Source organism: Zavarzinella formosa DSM 19928 (assembly GCF_000255705.1).
Classification (GTDB): Bacteria; Planctomycetota; Planctomycetia; order Gemmatales; family Gemmataceae; genus Zavarzinella; species Zavarzinella formosa.
The window spans coordinates 415,944-433,728 of the sequence record NZ_JH636441.1 but is presented as its reverse complement, the minus strand read 5'-3'; the positions used below and the strand labels follow the sequence as shown (position 1 = coordinate 433,728).

Annotated in this window: 11 protein-coding genes; 8 read left to right on the top strand and 3 right to left on the bottom strand. The window is 60.7% G+C overall.

Going from position 1 to position 17,785, the window contains the following annotated elements; all coding sequences use genetic code 11:
- The first annotated feature begins 94 nt into the window (after positions 1–94).
- From BGIM_RS57780 to BGIM_RS0118180, 3 genes are all read left to right on the top strand, one after another.
- Positions 95–7,168 carry an AAA family ATPase gene (locus BGIM_RS57780; protein WP_157369196.1) on the top strand — a complete coding sequence of 2,358 codons (7,074 nt, stop codon included), beginning with the start codon at positions 95–97 and terminating at the stop codon, positions 7,166–7,168.
- Between the two features lie 24 nt (positions 7,169–7,192).
- Positions 7,193–8,089 carry an alpha-L-glutamate ligase-like protein gene (locus BGIM_RS0118185; protein WP_020471169.1) on the top strand — a complete coding sequence of 299 codons (897 nt, stop codon included), beginning with the start codon at positions 7,193–7,195 and terminating at the stop codon, positions 8,087–8,089.
- 171 nt (positions 8,090–8,260) lie between these two features.
- On the top strand, positions 8,261–8,557 hold the full coding sequence (locus BGIM_RS0118180; protein WP_157369194.1) for a hypothetical protein: 297 nt from the start codon (positions 8,261–8,263) through the stop codon (positions 8,555–8,557).
- A gap of 86 nt (positions 8,558–8,643) precedes the next feature.
- Here the strand turns inward: BGIM_RS0118180 and BGIM_RS0118175 are convergent, their stop codons facing one another.
- Both BGIM_RS0118175 and BGIM_RS0118170 read right to left on the bottom strand, forming a co-directional pair.
- Complete coding sequence (locus BGIM_RS0118175) at positions 8,644–8,925, bottom strand: hypothetical protein (RefSeq protein ID WP_020471167.1); 282 nt, start codon at positions 8,923–8,925, stop codon at positions 8,644–8,646.
- Between the two features lie 147 nt (positions 8,926–9,072).
- Entirely contained in the window at positions 9,073–9,453 is a 381-nt protein-coding gene (locus BGIM_RS0118170; protein ID WP_020471166.1) for a holo-ACP synthase, read from the bottom strand.
- A 268-nt stretch (positions 9,454–9,721) separates the two neighbouring features.
- Here BGIM_RS0118170 and BGIM_RS0118165 point away from each other — a divergent pair, with 268 nt between their 5' ends.
- Together BGIM_RS0118165 and BGIM_RS0118160 are read left to right on the top strand one after the other, a co-directional pair.
- Positions 9,722–11,968 (top strand): ATP-dependent helicase, encoded by a 2,247-nt coding sequence (locus BGIM_RS0118165; RefSeq protein ID WP_020471165.1) that lies wholly within the window; start codon positions 9,722–9,724, stop codon positions 11,966–11,968.
- Between the two features lie 17 nt (positions 11,969–11,985).
- Positions 11,986–12,588, top strand: a complete 603-nt coding sequence (locus tag BGIM_RS0118160) for a hypothetical protein (protein ID WP_020471164.1) — start codon at positions 11,986–11,988, stop codon at positions 12,586–12,588.
- A 337-nt stretch (positions 12,589–12,925) separates the two neighbouring features.
- On the opposite strand, the gene BGIM_RS57775 is transcribed toward BGIM_RS0118160, so the two are convergent.
- The gene (locus BGIM_RS57775) at positions 12,926–14,368 is read right to left on the bottom strand and encodes a hypothetical protein (RefSeq protein ID WP_020471163.1); all 1,443 of its coding nucleotides are present in this window, start codon (positions 14,366–14,368) and stop codon (positions 12,926–12,928) included.
- Positions 14,369–14,566: 198 nt separating this feature from the next.
- On the opposite strand from BGIM_RS57775, the gene BGIM_RS0118145 reads away from it, so the two are divergent.
- The 3 genes from BGIM_RS0118145 (at position 14,567) to BGIM_RS0118135 (ending at position 17,718) form a co-directional block, all read left to right on the top strand.
- Complete coding sequence (locus BGIM_RS0118145; protein WP_020471161.1) at positions 14,567–15,595, top strand: hypothetical protein; 1,029 nt, start codon at positions 14,567–14,569, stop codon at positions 15,593–15,595.
- Positions 15,596–15,674: 79 nt separating this feature from the next.
- Entirely contained in the window at positions 15,675–17,117 is a 1,443-nt protein-coding gene (locus tag BGIM_RS0118140) for a DUF1501 domain-containing protein (RefSeq protein ID WP_020471160.1), read from the top strand.
- A 13-nt stretch (positions 17,118–17,130) separates the two neighbouring features.
- A complete protein-coding gene (locus BGIM_RS0118135) occupies positions 17,131–17,718 on the top strand; it encodes a hypothetical protein (RefSeq protein ID WP_020471159.1) in 588 nt (195 codons plus the stop codon).
- Positions 17,719–17,785 lie beyond the last annotated feature (67 nt).

The window sequence follows — 17,785 nt, the reverse complement described above, 5'->3', positions numbered from 1 at the left end:
GCGCGATTATGCGGAAAAATCCCCCGAATTCACCGAGTTTGCGCGACCACTTTTCCTTGTTCGATCCCCCGGCGTTGTGCATAATCAATACTTCATGCGACCGCCGCAACCGGCCGGGTCGTGTTCCTCCTGTATTCGCGCTCGCCGGGCGGCCACCGCGAGGGGTGTTGGCGTGAAGAAATTCCTTGTTGCCAGCCAGAAGGGCGGCGTGGGCAAGACCACGACCGTCGTGAATCTGGCCACCTCCGCGGCTCTGGCCGGCGGGAAGGTTCTGGTGGTGGATTGCGACCCGCTCGGCGGGGCCCGCGTGGCCCTCGGCGTCGGTCGCCCGGAGACCACCGGCACACTCCGTCAACTGGGAGCCGATAGCGACGCACCGTTGTGGCGAAACATCGTCCCCGGTCTGGATCTCACGACCCCTTACGGCAACCCGCATAAACCTGTCCATACGTTGGACGAGTTTCTGATTCTCCTTCACGAGTCACCCGCGTTTCGCCAGTATGGGTTGGTGTTTTTTGATTGCCCGCCGGTCATCGGTGGTTTTCAACTTCGTCAGCTCATTCGAGTGTCGGATGAATTGATCCTCGTCCTCCGGGCCGAGCCGATGGTCTTTCGGGCGGTCCCCAATTTTCTGAGCATCATCCGGTCCGTTCAGGAAGAAGGCAGCCCGGTCCGGATGAGCGGCATCCTGTTGACACTGCCGGAGGGAGAACCCCTCGGCGGTTCTTGGGAGGCCGAACTGAGGCGGGTTTTCGCCGCGACGTTGTTGCCGCAGGCCATTCCGTTCGACCCGGAGGTGCGGCGGGCGCATGACATGGGCAAGCCCGTGCTGATCGCCAGCCCCCGCTGCGTGGCCTCCCGGCAATACACGGGGCTTTCCCAACGCCTCGGCCTGGCCCGCACCGAAAACGATTCGGTGGATTTGTTCCGAGATCCGCTCCCCTCGAACGCCTCGACCTCGGGATCGTTTAATTCTCTAACCGCCGATCAAGTCCGCGAAATGCTGGGCGAGCCGGTTCAGAACATTGTTGATTCCCTTAGCAGCGTGATCCGGTTCGACCTGCCGACGGCCGAGGACGAGGCGCAACCCAAGATCACCGACGACTCGGCATCACCGCCGAAACCGTCCGAGTTGTCCGGAAACATGCGATCCGAATCGGGCCAGTTGAAGCCCGATGAATCCGGCATGATCTCGTTCGCTCCGATCCGGCCGGATTCATCGACCCGTGCTTCTGTTTCGCCGATTCCTATCGCCCCTCGCTCGCCGGAACCACCGCCCGTGGTTCTGCAACCCGAACCGAAGATCCCGTCCCCTCCGGCGGTTCCGAAAGTTCCGGTGGCTCCGCCGCCGAAGATAGTTCAGCCGCCGGTCAATCCGGTGGCGAGCCGTCCGAATCCAGCCCCGAACACCAAGCCTCCGTTGCCGCCCGAGAAACGCATCATGAAGACCAACGATTCCAACCCCGCCGCCGACCGACCGTTTCGCGGTCACACGGGGGACATCACGGGGCTGGCCTTCTCGCCGGACAGCCGCTTGATTGCCACATCCAGTTGGGACAAGACGGTGAAACTGTGGGACGCCGCCACCGGCGGCGAACGGGCCACGCTGAAGGGACACACCGGCGTCGTGAGTTCGGTGGCTTTCGCCCCGACCGGCGATGTGATGGCCACCACCAGTTGGGACAAAACAGCCAAACTCTGGCATGTGCCCGGTGAAAATTTCCTGACCCTCAAGGGGCATGGCGGCGTGGTGACGGCGGCGGTGTTTTCCCCCAAGGGGGACTGGCTGGCGACCGCCGGATGGGACAAATCCGTCCGCGTCTGGAAGCCGGACGGAACGCCGTCGATGAACCTCACCGGGCACACGCGGATGGTGACCTCCGTGGCCATCTCGCCGGACGGCAACCTGATTGCCTCCGGCAGTTGGGACCGCACCGTGAAGCTCTGGCTGGTCGCCAGCGGGGCCTGTCGCAACACCCTTCTCGGCCATGCCGGGGATGTGACCTGCGTGGCCTTCTCCCCGGATGGTCGTCTGATTGCCACCGGGAGTCTGGACCACACCATCCGTTTCTGGGATTCCGGAAGCGGGAAGGAAATGGCCACTCTGCGCGGCCACGGCGGGGAAGTGACCTCGCTGGCGTTCTCCGCTGACGGCCGTTCCCTCGCCTCCACCGGGTGGGATCGCTCGGTGAAGATTTGGGATGTCAGCACTGGCCAGGCCCGCAGCACCATGACCGGCCACACCGGCGTGGTGACCTGCGTGGCATATTCACCGGACGGTCTGCGTCTCGGTTCCAGCAGCCTTGATCGCAGCGTGAAGATTTGGGACGTGGCGACGGCGATAGAGATCACCACTCTCCGCGTGCAGATGAGCAACGACTCCAAGGCGCCGACCGGGGGATTCAATCCGCGAGAAACTCCCTCGGCCAAGCCAGTCTCTTCCGAGGAAACCATTTCCTCGGCCTCCCCGACCCCGCCGCCGCAACCGATCCCCGTGGCGATGCCCCCCCGGCCAATCCCCCCGGCCAACACGCCGATGCCGCCCCGGCCCAAGCCGTTTGTGCCGCCCGCTCCGGAACAACAACCCCGAATGGATGCCTGGTCCGACCCGCCAGCCACGCCGTTGCTGGAAGACATTCTCGGGCCGCGTCTCGGGCCGAAGCCCGTGATGCCCGTCCCGCCTCGCCCGGTGCCTCCGGTGGTCCAGCAACCCCCGGCGCAACCGCCTGCGAAGACGCTGAGCATCGGCAATCTCGGCGGCGATGTTCCGCAGGAACCCACGGTCCCCGACATCAAAGTCCCGGACACCAAACCCACTGAATTCACGCTGCCGGATATCAAGTTGACGGACACCAAGCCGGCCGAGATCCGGCTTCCGGAAGTGGCGCCCGTCCGGATCAAAACGCCGGAGATCAAACTCCCCGAAGTGAAGCCGGCCGAGATCAAGCTCCCGGACATTAAACTGCCGGAAGCGAAGGCTCCCGAGTTCAAACTTCCGGACATTAAGGTTCCTGACGTGAAGCCGGTCGAGATCAAACGGCCGGAAGTGAAGGCTCCCGAGTTCAAACTCCCCGATGTGCGCGTTCCCGACGTGAGGCCGGTCGAGATCAAACGACCGGAGGTCAGCACGCCGGAAATCAAACTGGGCGAAGTGAAGCCGGTCGAAATCAAACTTCCCGAGGTGAAACTTCCCGAAGTCAAACCGGTGGAGGTCAAACTCCCGGTTCTTAAGACTCCCGAAATCAAGTTCCCCGAAGTGAAGCCGGTCGAAATCAAACTTCCGGAAATGAAGATCCCCGAGGTGAAGCCGGTCGAAATCAAACTTCCGGAAGTGAAGCCGGTTCAGATCAAACTTCCGGAAGTGAAACCGGTCGAGATCCGGTTGCCGGAGGTGAAGGCTCCCGAGATCAAACTTCCGGAAGTGAAGATGCCGGAAGTCAAGCCGGTGGAGATCAAGCGTCCCGAAGTGAAGGTGCCGGAGGTCAAGGTTCCCGAAGTCAAGCCGGTCGAAATGCGGTTGCCGGAATTCAGCGTCGGCAGTTTGCGGATGCCGAAGATGAACCCGCCCGTGACAAAAGCACCCGAGGTCAAGCCGCCTGTTGTCGAGGACACCGAGGGCACGGCCACCGTTCCGGATTTCATCCTCCCGGAAGTGAAATTGCCTGAAACCCCGCCCGTCGAGGTGACGGCCCCCGTGTTTCGCACGCCGGAAGTGAAACCGGTCGAAATCAAACTTCCGGAAGTGAAGATGCCGGAAGTGAAGCCGGTCGAGATCAAGCTTCCGGAAGCAAAGAAGCCAGTCGAGATCAAACTCCCCGAAGTGAAGATGCCGGTGGAAATCAAGCTTCCGGAAGTGAGGATGCCGGAAGTGAAGCCGGTCGAGATCAAGCTTCCCGAGGTCAAACCGGTCCAGATCAAAGCACCTGAAGTCAAACTGCCGGAAGTGAAGCCGGTCGAGATCAAGCTCTCGACGCCCACCCTGTCGGCCGCCACTCTCCCGGAAATCATTATTCCGGAAGTGAAACCGGCAGAGATCAAACTTCCCGATGTAAGGCTTTCCGAAGCGAAGCCGGTGGTCGAGATCAAACTTCCGGAAGTGAAGCCGGCCAAGCCTGCCAGCATGCCGCTTGGCTATCGCTTCCGCGATGATGAGCTGGTCATCACAACTCCAAGCGTCAAGCTTCCGGAAGTGAAGCCCGTTGAGATCAAACTGCCCGAAGTCAAGCTTCCGGAAGTAAAACCGGTCGAGATCAAATTGCCGGAAGTGAAACTTCCGGAAGTGAAGCCCGTTGAGATCAGATTGGGCGAGGTAAAGCCCGTTGAGATCAAGGCGCCGGAATTGAAACTTCCGGACATCAAGTTGCCCGACGTGAAAGAGATCAAGGCTCCGGAGATTAAGCTCCCCGAAGTCAAGGCTCCGGAGATCAAGCTCCCGGACATCAAACTTCCGGACATCAAATTGCCGGAAGTGAAGCCGGTTGCCGTCACCCCGCCGAGCGTCAAACTGCCAGATGTGAAACCAGTGGTTATCACACCGCCAAGTGTCAAAGTTCCCGATATCAAACTCACGCCGACGAAGCCGGCCGAGTTCAAACTGCCCGATATCAAGTTGCCGGATGCCAAGATTCCGGAAGTCAAAATTTCCGAGATGAAACTGCCTCCGGTGAAACCGGTCGAGATCAAACTCCCGGAAGTGAGGCTTCCCGAGGTCAAGCCGGTCGAGATCAAGCTTCCCGAAGTCAAGCCGGCGGAAATCAAGTTGCCCGAGGTCAAACTTCCGCCGGTCAAGCCGGTCGAAGTCAAGTTGCCGCCGGTCAAGCCAGTGGAATTCAAGTTGCCCGATGTGAAACTTCCCGAAGTGCGGTCCGGAAGCCTCACTCTTCCGGGGCCGAAACTCCCGGAGCCGAAGAAAAACGAACCGATCCTCATGGCCCCCCCGATGCTGGACATCATCATGCCGCCACCATTGCCTGTGACCGCATCCGAAGGTGGAAGCGACGCCATTGATCCGTTCGCCCCGCCGCCGAAGGAACAAGTGATCGACACGGCCTCGGCCTCGGGAAGCCGCAAGCCGGAAACGCCGCAAAAGGGATCGGCGTTCAATTCGCTGGCGCTGAATCTCGACGGCAGCATGCTGGCCACCAGCCGGGGCGATTCGACCGTGCTCGTGTGGCATACGTCCACCGGGGAAATGCTACACGCCCTCCGGGGGCACGCCGGGGAAGTGAACGCACTGGCGTTTTCACCGACCGGGGCCGCGCTGGCCACCGCCGGAGCGGACACGCTCATCCGCATTTGGGAAGTCGCCACCGGCACGCCCGTCCGCACGATTCCGGGGCATTTGGCCCAAATCACGTCGGTGGCCTTCTCGCCGGACAACACGCACATGGCGACCGGCAGTTTCGACACCACCATCAAAATTTGGAACTGGGTGAAGGGACGTGAAGTCGCCACGTTGCGGGGCCACACGGACGGCGTTGCGGCCATTGCCTATTCCCCGGACGGCCTCGCCTTGGTGTCCGGCGGCGAAGACGGCACCGTGCGGTTGTGGGATCTCGAAACCGGCGAGCAACGTCTCCATTTGGTCGGGCATAAGCGGGAAGTTTGCGCGGTGGCGTTTGCCCCCGATGGCGAGCGATTTGCCTCGGCCGGCGGCGAGGGAGCGGTGAAGATTTGGGACGCGGGCAACGGCGAAGAATGGATGACCATTGCGGCCCACACCCGCGTCTGTTCGGCCATCGCCTTTTCCCCGGAAAGCGAACTGCTGGTCTCGGCGGGTTGGGACCAGACGATCCGCGTGTGGAACGCGGGGAACGGCCATGCCGCCCGCATGATTAACGGGCATCAGGCCGAAGTGACCGGCGTGGCCTTTGCCCCGGACGGCAAGACCATCATTTCCAGCGGTTGGGACCGCACCGTGCGGTTCTGGGATGCCTTCACCGGCGATGAAACGGCGATGCTGACGGAACAGGGATTGATGCCCCGCGCCACGCCGACCATGCTGCCGCGAGCCCCCCCGCCGCGACTGAGCCGGCCCGGTTCCAAGACCATCGCCGTCCCCGTGCCCGGCCCGACGCAAGCCACGCCGGTGCCCTTGCCGCGACCGACGAAACCCATCAGCAGTTCGGTGACGACGGCCCTTTCGACGGCGGCCACCACCACGGTGAAAACGCCGGAACCCACCGCCCAAGTGCCGATCAACCCGGTCAGGCTTTCCGGCACGATGAACCTTGCGGAGAAGTTCAGCCTCCTGACCGTGGGGGGCGACCGGGCCATCCGCGTCTGGGACATCGCCACCAAGAGCGAACTTCGGCAGATTCCGGGCCCCGGCCGGGAGATCCTGTCGCTGGCCGTGAGCAACGACCAACGCTTGCTGGCCACCGGCGGCGACGATGAAACCCTTCGTCTCTGGGACGTCGGGACCGGCGCGGAGCGCTATGCCTTCACCGGCCACGCCGGGGAAGTGACCGGCGTGAGCTTTAGCAGGGACGGCCGGCATCTGGCGACTTGTAGTTCGGACATGTCCGTGAAACTATGGGACATCCCGGCGGGAATGCTTCTCGGAACGATTCTCGGCCACCGCACCGAGGTGATGGCCGTCGCCTTTTCCCCCGACGGCCAGACGCTGGCCACCGGCGGACGGGACGGCACCATCAAACTGTGGGATGTCGCCAGCCAGTCGGAACGTCGAACCCTTCGCGGCCATACCAAACTGGTTCGGACCCTCGCGTTTTCCCCGGATGGTTCCCAACTGTTGAGCGGTAGCTGGGACTGGACTGCCAAAGTGTGGGATCTGGCCACCGGAAACATGGCGCACAACCTCGCCGGCCACACGGCCGCGATCTCCGGCGTGGTGTTTTTACCGGACGGCCGCCGGGCGGTCACCGCCGGTTGGGACAAGGTGGCCCGATTGTGGGATCTCACCTCCGGCCAGGTGATTCGCGTGCTGGAAGGCCATGCGGATCGCATCTCTTGCGTGGCGGGCAGTTCCGATGGCATCATGGTCGCCACGGCCAGCACCGACGGCGTGATCTGCGTGTGGGATCTCCTGCGAGGCCGGGAGCGTATCACCCTGAAGTCCCCCGCCGGTCGCGTGCAGGCGGTGTGCTTCATGTCCAGCATCCGCGAATCCGGGGTGATCCCCCGGCCGCAGATGGCGGGCAAATAACCGCAAGCGGCTGGCGGTTCCCTGATGCACTGGCTCTTTTCCTGGCGCCGATTGCGGGAGCTTGGCGTGATCGGGCTGAATGCCCGAAACGCCGGGGCCATCATGGGGCACAACCCTCGGGCGGCCTTTCCGCTGGTGGACGACAAAATCCTGATGTGGGAGCTTTGTCGCCGGGTCGGCCTGCCGACACCGGAAACGCGGGCGATCTTTCAAACCCACGGCGATTTGAAGTTCCTTGAAGAATCACTGACTGCCTCTCCGGAGGGGGTCATCAAGCCCTCTCGCGGAGCCGGCGGCCGGGGGGTGATGGTCTTTTTCGGGGCGGCCCCCGGCGGCTATCGCCGGGCCGATGGCCGGGTCATTTCCACGGAATACATTCGCCAGCATCTTTCGGACATTCTGTCCGGCCTTCATTCAATGGGAGCCAAACCGGATCGGGCCATCCTGCAACAGCGCGTCGGCGTGCATCCCGCCCTGGCCCGGATCAGCGACACGGGAACGCCGGACATTCGTGTTTTGATCCATTGCGGCGTCCCGGCAATGGCCATGCTGCGGCTGCCCACGTTGGAATCAAATGGCCGGGCGAATCTCCATCAAGGGGGCGTCGGCGTCGGCGTTGACCTGAAGACGGGAACAACAACACAAGCCGTTTGGCGGGGCCATCGGATCGACCGTCACCCGGACACCGGCGAACCGATTCCCGGATTGGTGATCCCCGATTGGCCCGATGTGTTGGAACTCTCCGTTCGGGCGGCGCGCGCGACGGGGCTGGGTTATCTCGGCGTCGATGTGGTTCTCGATCACGACCGTGGCCCGCTGCTCTTGGAAGCCAACGCCCGTCCCGGCCTCGCCATTCAGATGGCCAACGGCCAAGGACTGGCCCATCGGCTGAAGAGAATCGCCGGCGGGCAGGGCTATTAAAGAAGCAGGGGTATCAAAAACCCCAATATGCCTATTTTGCCGGGCCGAAAGCGGCCTTTCAGCACAAACAGGCTGAAATGGCTCATGGAAGGGTATTTACAGAGGCGTGACGCGCAAGAAGGCTGTAGAATGACCAAGAAGACACGCCCGCCCATGAAATCGGAGGACAGGATGCTTGTTTACGAGTCGGGAATCCCGACGGTGGCCGGAACCTCGCCAGGTGTGTGCGTCGAAATTACGAATGCCGATGTGCGGCGTTGGAATGATCGAGACGCCACCGTCATCAAACAGGCCGAGTGTTGTGCGTTGGTGAATGGTCTGAAATTGAAAAAGACCAAGTATTTCATCAAGGGTGTCGGCGGTGTCTTCCTGACCAACGGCAATGGAACCATCGAGGCCCTGCGGCTCAAATATCCCAAGATCACCGAAGAAACGACCGGCTTCCCGCTGTTTGAATTGCCGAAATAACCACTTTCACGGCTCAGATTTGAGTCATGAACCGGGCCAAAAATTCTTGGCCCGGTTCATTGTCGAACCAACCACTGCTCAATCACTCAGTGTTCTTTCCGAATCTCGGGCGTCGCCTTGATGATATTTCCGAGGTCATCGGCTTCCACAAAATAACTGTGGGAGATCCGGGTGGCGGAGACATCCGGGCCGATGACCACGTTCACCCGATAATTGTTTCCCCACAACGGCATCACGGCCATGCGAAACAAATTCTTCGGATAACCGAGGGATTTGATGACATTCGCCCGGATCATGGCCTCGGGGCTTACCCGCTCGCCGGACGGAGATTCGTCCGACGGCATTTTGGATCGTTTGGCGGCAGGCATCGGTCGTTCCCCCTTGGAGTTTCAAGACGACAGGATATCGTCGGCGAAAATCCCCGGTCTTGATTACCACAGTATAGGGCGGGGCGAAAGCCGAAGTGATCCCCTTTGCCGGATTGAGTGTCGTTTTCGTGATTGAATGAAAATTTTTCAGGCCCGCAACGCAATCGCCGTGGCGGTGGCGACGTGACGGGTGAAGGCCGTCGTCAGCAACACTTGGCCGATGCCGACGGTCGTGAGATGATCCTTGACCGTGCCCCGTGGAATCACCTTGGGGACGCCTTGTTTGAATTCCACTTCCACTTGCGTCCAGATGGCTCCGGGCCGGCCGTGCAGGCCAACCGCCTTGAACACTGCTTCCTTGGCGGCCCATAACGCCGCGAATTGTTCCGTCGAATTTTTCCGGGACTGGCACCAGCGAATCTCGGCGGACGTGTACACACGGGTGAGGAATCGCTCCCCGTGCTGTTCGATCAGCGTCCGCACGCGGGCGCATTCGACAATTTCGGTACCCAAGGCGACAATGGACATCTGCTCCTCGTGTCTCTCGACTGGCGTTGGAGCGACTGCTTTTTGGAAGGATGAAGGATGAAGGATGAAGGATGAAAGGAAAACCGCTCACCTGATTGAAAGCACCTGATTGAAACAAGTCCGGGCTTTGTTCTGAAATCTTCGGGTGCGGTTAAATGGTTTTCCCTTCATCCTTCATCCTTCATCCTTCATCCTTTCAACTAACACATCCCCCGCGACACCATAAACTGTCAGTTGCTCATGGTATCCGAAACCCAAGGACGCGGGCATGTCGCAGGGTAAGCCGTTCGATCTGTTGGATGGTCTCACATGGCCGCAACAGGAAGCCGTCACCCACAAGGACGGGCCGTTGCTCATCCTCGCCGCCGCCGGGTCCGGGAAGACGCGCGTCATCACCCGGCGGGTGGCTTGGCTGCTCAACAACGGCGTCCGGGCGAGCAATATTCTCGCGATCACATTCACCAACAAGGCCGCCAAGGAGATGAAGAGCCGGGTGGACACGCTCGTTCCCGAGCATCGCGTTCTTATCAGCACGTTCCACGCCCTCGGGGCCAGATTGTTGCGGTTCTACGGGGATCGCATCGGGTTGGACAAAAATTTCACCATCTACGACACGGACGACCGTAACAAGATTGTGAAAATGGCCCTCGACATCGCCGGGCTGGACAACAAGAACTTCACCCCGGAGCGAATCGGTTCGGCCATCAGCAAGGCCAAGAACCAACTCCAGACGCCGGAGAAATACGCCGCCACCAGCGGGGATTTCTTCACGCAAACGGTGTCAACGGTCTACGGGATTTATCAACGGAAGTTGCGTGAAGCCAATGCGATGGACTTCGACGATCTGTTGTACATCCCCGCCCTGATGATGAAACATCACGAAGAATTACGGGCCGAACTGGATGCCCGGTACAAGTATGTGATGGTCGATGAGTATCAGGACACCAACAGCGCGCAATACGAAATTGCCCGCAATATGTGCAAGGATTTTCGGAACCTGTGCGTTGTCGGCGATCCCGATCAGGCGATCTACCGCTGGCGGGGATCGGACATCCGGAACATTCTCGATTTCGAGCGGGATTTTCCGGATGCCCGCGTCATCACCTTGGAAAAGAATTACCGCAGCACCCCCGCGATTTTGCGGGCGGCGGCCGCGTTGATCGAGAACAACAAACTCCGCAAAAAGAAACCCCTGACGACGGACAACGCCGAGGGGGAACCGGTGCGGATTCTGACGTTCGACAACGGGCTAGACGAGGCCAATCTGATCGTCGCCCAGATCAAACAACATGTCGCACAGAAAAGATACGCCTACAAGGATGTGGCCATTTTCGTGCGGATGAACGCCCTCACGCGGTCCTTGGAAGCAGCCTTCGTGAAACACGCGGTCCCGTTCCAGATCGTGAAAGGGCTGGCGTTCTTCGACCGGAAAGAAAACAAGGACGTGCTGGCCTATCTGCGATTGTTGGTCAATCCGCAGGACAATCTCTCATTCCTGCGGGCCGTCAATGAACCCGCTCGAGGCATCGGCAAAGTCTCCCTCGACCGTCTTCAAATGTTCGCGGACGAGCATGAAATCAACCTCATGGAAGCGGCCGGGAAGATTCATCAGATCACCGAAATCAAGGGAAAAGCCCGCGACGGCATCCGACAATTCCACACGTTGATTCACACGTTGCGGGAGCAACTGGAACAACCGCCGGAGGAGTTGATCCGCGAAGTGCTGGACAAGTCCGGCTATCGCAAAATGCTGCAAGATGGCGGGACCGACGAGGATGAGGAACGACTGGCGAACATTGAGGAACTCATCACATCCGCGAAACAATTCAACGGCGAAGAGGGGACCCGCAGCACCCGTGATTTTCTGGAGCAAATCACGCTGGCGAGCGACGTGGATTCCTTCGATGAAACCCAAGACCGCGTGTCCGTGATGACGCTTCACGCCTCAAAAGGCCTGGAATTCCCCATTGTGTACATCGTGGCGATGGAGCAGGGAATTTTGCCGGGGGAGCGCAGCCTGGCCCCGGACAAAAAGGAAGACTTGGAAGAAGAACGCCGGGTGGCCTTCGTCGGCATCACGCGGGCGATGCGAGAAGTGTATCTTTGCCATTCCCGCCTGCGGGATTTCCGGGGGCAAACGCTCTACGCCATCCCGAGCATGTTCTTGGAAGAACTCCCCGACGAGGTGCAAACCATCGACATGCGGGCGCACGGCGGCCGAGTTCCCGGCCACGACCAATGGCGGGGGGGCACTAAGGCGGCCGCCGCCGCGTGGGAGGAAACCGGCGTGCGGGCGCCGATTCCCCCGGCCGGGCAATACGGTGTGGAGATCAAAGGCGACGGCGATGGCTACGAAAAGGGACAACTCGTCCAGCACGAACAATACGGCATCGGCACCGTGACGGACGTGAGCGGCTACGGAGCCTTGCGTAAAATCCGCATCCGCTTCGCCACCGCCGGGGAAAAGACCTTTATCGCGGACAAAGTGAAGCTAAAGGTGGTCAAGAAGAAGTAAGCAGGAGAAATCATCTCATGGCCTACACGGACTTCTCGTTTGATCGAATTGAAGAAGAACTGGGCGTGCGTGTTCATTCGGCCGACTTGTTCCCCGGCCTCGCGGGCGCCGTCCCGCCCGGCTGGCTTGCGGACACACTTCAACGGGGACTCGGCTTCTCTCTTCTGACAGAGAAAGCCCGAAGCGAATTTATCGTCGCCCCGATCCTGCTGGCCCTGCGGGAACTGACCGGGAATCGGCTTTCCATTCTGTCCGGTCCCCGGTTGGATGTTGATGCAGATCGTCGGCTGACAGGCGAGTGCGATTTTCTGCTGTCGTTTGCGGAAAACGTCCCGCGCGTTCGCGGACCGCTGTTTGCGGTTGTGGAAGCCAAGCGGAATGACATTGAAGGAGGGTTGGGCCAGTGCATCGCCCAGATGGTCGGCGCCCGGCTCTTCAACGAACGCAACGGCCATCCGACACCGGAGGTGGCGGGTTGTGTGACCACCGGTGAAAGCTGGCAGTTTCTGCGTCTCACGGGGGATGAAGCGAGCCTGCATACCCGTCGCTTTTTCATCAACGGTGTGGAAATGATTCTGGCCGCGTTTCTGAACCTGTTAAGCCGGGCGGCCCCTGTTTGAGACGCATGGGAAAGAGCAGTCGTCTCCAAGAGCCCCTTTTCGTGAACACGTTACAGGCTCCTGACTTTTACGATTTTCAAACCGGTCAAAATCCGACCCAAAAGTGACCTGAAAAGGTGAAAAACAGCCGTCCGGCGACCATTTTTGGACAGTTTCACACCCCAAAAGTGGTCAAAAACAGTGGGCCAACTGAACACTATTTTTCAAAACCCCCGGGAAAACGGAGGGGTCGCCTGATGATTTTGGGCAAATGCGCAGCGATTTTGAGCCTTTGAAAATGGCCCATTATGGTGAAGCCTGATGTCGGCTTGTGGGCGGCGAGAGGAACGATCCAATGTCACACCCACAACATCAGCAAATGTTCCAACGCGGCCGCCCAGGCTTCCACCGGGTCTTCCGAGGGAGGCATTTCAACCGTTTTGGTTTCCGTCCACAACACGGGGCGGGGTTCGCTCACGGTCATTTGCGTCGTCAGGGCGTGTTGGGTTGATTCCGGGCCGCCTTCCATGCTGACGACCAACAGATGGCACATGCTTCGGGCGGCTCGTTCGTCCGCGAACTGGCAGGGGTTGCCGTTTAGGTGGGTGATCGACGCGAGGCCGTTGGCGATTTCCTCCCGGAAAAGCGTCTCGCACAGTTCGCTCTCGTGGCCGAGTGTTTTCCCTTCCTTTTCCTCCACAAACACGATCTCGAACTTCAACGCCTCGGAACTCAGCCAGTCGGCGATGCGGCGAACCAGCGTGACGAGCGACGCCAGCACCAGCACAATTCGCTGGGCCGGAAGTTCCGGGTCTTTGAACCGGCTTTTCACCAAGTCCGGCATCAAGGCGAACACAAACGTGCGGCGACGGCGCAAAAACTGGTTCTCGTCCCGCGAGTAATAGTAAAGTTCGTCCCGCACATATTTGACATCGAAGAGATCGGGCCTCATCGCCGGGTCCGGCTCGATGTAAGCCAGTTGTGAATGCAACAGGCTTTCCACTGTTCCTTTGTTCGAGATCGACGTGAACCCGCCCACCGGATACGTGTCCTCGTCGAGCACGCGGGTGGGCACTTCCCGGCGATTCGGCAGCGGCTTTACCTTTCGGCGGGGAAGCAATTCCTCCAATCGGTGGGCAAGTTGGACGACCTGCCGATGGGCGACGTACTGCCCCATCTCCGCAAGGGCGGTCCGCTTTTCCAAGGCGTCAATATCGGCAGGCGACAGCACTTCGGCCATGCGGCGACTGGCGGCGATAGTTTGTTCGTACAGCGCCACCAGTTCCGGCAACGGTCCCTTGGTATTCAGCGATTCCCATCCCCGGCGAAGCAGTTCCTCGGGGCTTCCTTCGAGCATCGTTCGCACGAGGCCGGGGGAAAGTTCGATGCCACCAATCCCGGCTCGTTCGCGGAATTGTTTGATGAAATAGGCCAGCCCCCTGGCCCGGTCGCGCCCTTGAAAGCGGCGCATGGCGTCCGAGGCCCGCTCAACGGTCCAGTCCGCGTAGAACTTGCCAAGAACGTGGTCTTCGTAAGTTCGCAAAAGCCCCGGAGCCACGCCGGGGACCGCGACCGCGTCCTTTTGGTATTTGAACTCGGTTTGGGAGCCATAGGCAATGTGGCCAAGGTCCGCGATCATGCCGGTGGGAAGCAACGGCTGTCCCCCGGCGGCGATTTCCAGCGTCCACTCCAGCACGGTCCGGATCGCCGATCCGTGCGGCGGCATGGCCCGTTGAAACCAAAGCCCCTGCAACAGAAAATCGGTCGCCGTTTCGGCCTCACGAAGCAGAACAACGCTCATTCCGAGGCCCCTCATCCCGGCGGTTCACACAAGACACGCATTCTAGCAGAGCGGCGGGGGCGTTTCCCGGTTCACCGGGCGGCCGCACGATCAAATTTTTCGGCACAACCGGTAAAGTTTGACATTCCGCCGGCCGATAACTTTTGAGGACGCGGTTCGGCGCGTCGCAGTTGGAACACCACGGACGAAGAGGGGCCCATGAGCCGATTTAAGAAGTTCCTGGCCGCGGCAGGCGGAGTGATGCTGGCGGCGTCGGTGGCCCCGGCTCAATCGCCGGTGTTCGGGGAACCTTCGCTTGGCTTCCCGAATGGCAAGGTGGTGAGCGCCGGCCCCTCGTTGGGCGGCAACCCGCCCGCCGCTCTGACACCTCCGGTGTCGGCCACCACCCTGCCGGTGATGAGCGCGATGCCGGTTCCCGGCCAGCCGACTTACACAACCGGGCCGACTCCCGGAACAGCGATGATGTCCGGGCCGATCAGCGAGTCGCAATTGACGGTTCCCCCCTCGACGACGGGACTCGTTCCGGGGGCGGTGCCAGGCACATGGGTGCAAAGCCCGTTGATGGCCAATGCGACGGATTGTTGCGGGCCGGTCGGCGCCCACGGACCGATTGGCTGGGAAACCTACATCCGCAGCGGGCCGAGCATTCCGTTTGGCCGGGGCTTGCTGGCGGATGCCATGAACACCGGCTGGATGACCAGCATTGGCTCGAAGTCGTTGTTCTTTGACCGGGACGGCACGGCCGCCTGGGTGCTCGATCCGCATCTCACGATGACCTACAACAATGGCGGACCGGACAAGCTTGGTTTCCTCCGTCGGGTCGGCACTTCGGGTCGAAACGGAGTCGAGGATATCGTGACCGTGCGGAATGTGCTCCGGTACTCGGTCGGCTTGGGCGGGGGCCGGGATTGGTATTCCAATCTCCCCGGCTTTGTCGGCGGCCGATGGGATGCCTTTTACAGCTATGGGGTGGATGGCGGCGGCCGCTGGGGAACCGGGCACGTGGATTATCAACCCATCACCGACCCGGATGGATATCGCCGGGTGCATGATGTCTTCGGCCAGACTTATGTGGGGGCGCACTACAACCTCAACATTCCCATGGGCGGCTGGACATTCGTGACCGGCGGCCGGGTTGAAGTGGGCTATACCTTCTCCGACCTGTACCCGACGGGGGGAAGTTTCTGGGAAGTCAACTTCTTGTTCAACGTCGGCGTGCGTTACTGAAAAATGGGGTGACCCGCCCCGCTGTATCTGTTATCGTGAACCGTGGAAGCACACAAACTCTCCACGGGCGACACGCGACATGTGGGAATTTCTCAAGCAACAAACCCGCCGGCAATTCTTTGGCCGCTCGGCCGCCGGCATCGGCACGACGGCCCTGGCCTCCCTGCTGAACGATCAACTCTTCGCCGCAGAGCCCAACCCCGGTGCGTTGCCGAATCTCCACTTTGCCCCCAAGGCGAAGCGGGTGATTTATCTCGTCATGTCCGGCGGACCAAGTCATCTCGACTTGCTTGACCACAAACCCAAGCTTAAAGACCATTTCGGGGAAGATCTCCCCGCGACCATCCGCATGGGTCAGCGCATCACCGGGATGACCAGCGGGCAGAAGACGCTTCCCGTGGCGCCCTCCATGTTCAAGTTCACCCGGCAGGGCAAGGCCGGAACATGGATGAGCGAACTGTTGCCAAACATCGCCACGGTGGCCGACGACATCGCCGTCGTGAACTCCCTGCACACGGAGGCCATCAATCACGACCCGGCGATCACCTTCGTCCAGACCGGCAGCCAACAACCCGGCCGGCCGAGCCTCGGGGGCTGGCTTTCCTACGGTATCGGCAGCATGAACAAAAACCTGCCGGCCTTCATCGTGATGATCTCGCAGGGAAGCGGCAACAAGACGGACCAGCCGATCTTCTCCCGCCTGTGGGGCAGCGGTTTCCTGCCGAGCCAGCATCAGGGGGTGCGGTTCCGCTCCGGCAAAGACCCGGTTCTGTATCTCTCCAACCCGGACGGTGTGGATGCCGAATCGCGGCGGGACATGCTGGACGCCGTCGGCGAATTGAACCGGATGGCGAAGGAAAACTTTGGCGATCCCGAGATCAACACCCGCATCGAACAATATGAAATGGCCTTCCGGATGCAGACAAGCGTGCCGGAACTCACCGATTTGTCGAAGGAACCGAAGAAGGTCATTGAGGAATATGGCATCGACGAAAAAGGCGAGGACGGTGGTTTCGCCCGCAATTGTCTGCTCGCCCGCCGGATGGTGGAGCGAGGCGTCCGCTTTGTGCAACTGATGCACCGGGGTTGGGACCAGCACGGCGGCTTGCCGGGCCAGATTCGCGGCCAGTGCAAGGACGTGGACCGCCCGTCGGCCGCTTTGGTGAAGGATCTGAAACGCCTCGGAATGCTGGACGACACGCTTGTGATCTGGGGCGGCGAATTCGGCCGGACGGTCTACAGTCAGGGGGCGTTGACCGCCACCAATTACGGCCGGGACCATCACGGCCGCTGCTTCAGCATGTGGATGGCCGGCGGCGGCGTGAAGCCGGGCATCACCTACGGCGAGACGGACGATTACGGTTACAACGTCATCAAAGACCCGGTCCACATCCACGACTGGAACGCCACCATCCTGCGCCTCCTCGGCATCGACCACACCCGGCTGACATTCAAGTTCCAAGGCCGCGACTTCCGGCTGACCGATGTTCACGGCGAAGTGGTGAAGGGGTTGTTGGCTTAAACGGAGGCGGCAAATGAGCCTGGCCATCGGTCCGGTGTCGTGGGAAAGGATGGTCGGCGCCGTGGAAAAAGTCCGGGACCGGCTGACACGGACAACGGCGGCTCTTGACCGGCAAACGGTTCCCTATGCCGTGATCGGAGAAAATGCGGTTGCGGCGTGGGTGTCCCGTGTTGATGAGACCGCCGTGCGAAACACGCAGGATGTGGATATCCTAATCCGACGAGTTGACCTTCCCGCCGCCACCGTCGCGATGACTGCCGCCGGGTTCCGGCATCAGGAAGTGGCTGGCGCGGATATGTTCTTCGATGGGGAAACTGCCGGTCCGCGAGATGCTGTCCATGTGGTGTTCGCCGGTGAATTTGTTCAGACCAATTACCTTCATCCGACGCCGCAAGTGACGGAAAGCGAAGACGGCGGCCCCTTTCGCGTTCTCTCCCTTGACGCCCTTGTGAGGATGAAACTCACCTCATACCGCCGCAAAGATCAGATGCACTTGCTCGATTTGATGGCCGTGGGGTTGATCGACACCGACTGGCCTGCCCGCCTCCCCACCGATTTGGCCGTCCGGTTGCAAGAGCTGTTGGAAGACCCGAATGGGTGAGACTGGTTGGCTGGGAAAAGCGGCCGGGTTTCTGTCCAGACCGGCGTGCTGATGAGTTGTGGTTCGC

Excerpts from the sequence above, each read along its gene's own strand:
- BGIM_RS57780 (WP_157369196.1), top strand. The coding sequence starts at position 95 with ATGCGACCGCCGCAACCGGCCGGGTCGTGTTCCTCCTGTATTCGCGCT.
- BGIM_RS0118170 (WP_020471166.1), bottom strand. The coding sequence starts at position 9,453 with ATGTCCATTGTCGCCTTGGGTACCGAAATTGTCGAATGCGCCCGCGTG.
- BGIM_RS0118135 (WP_020471159.1), top strand. The coding sequence starts at position 17,131 with ATGAGCCTGGCCATCGGTCCGGTGTCGTGGGAAAGGATGGTCGGCGCC.
- BGIM_RS0118140 (WP_020471160.1), top strand. The coding sequence starts at position 15,675 with ATGTGGGAATTTCTCAAGCAACAAACCCGCCGGCAATTCTTTGGCCGC.
- BGIM_RS0118180 (WP_157369194.1), top strand. The coding sequence starts at position 8,261 with ATGCTTGTTTACGAGTCGGGAATCCCGACGGTGGCCGGAACCTCGCCA.
- BGIM_RS0118145 (WP_020471161.1), top strand. The coding sequence starts at position 14,567 with ATGAGCCGATTTAAGAAGTTCCTGGCCGCGGCAGGCGGAGTGATGCTG.
- BGIM_RS0118175 (WP_020471167.1), bottom strand. The coding sequence starts at position 8,925 with ATGCCTGCCGCCAAACGATCCAAAATGCCGTCGGACGAATCTCCGTCC.
- BGIM_RS0118165 (WP_020471165.1), top strand. The coding sequence starts at position 9,722 with ATGTCGCAGGGTAAGCCGTTCGATCTGTTGGATGGTCTCACATGGCCG.
- BGIM_RS0118185 (WP_020471169.1), top strand. The coding sequence starts at position 7,193 with ATGCACTGGCTCTTTTCCTGGCGCCGATTGCGGGAGCTTGGCGTGATC.
- BGIM_RS0118160 (WP_020471164.1), top strand. The coding sequence starts at position 11,986 with ATGGCCTACACGGACTTCTCGTTTGATCGAATTGAAGAAGAACTGGGC.
- BGIM_RS57775 (WP_020471163.1), bottom strand. The coding sequence starts at position 14,368 with ATGAGCGTTGTTCTGCTTCGTGAGGCCGAAACGGCGACCGATTTTCTG.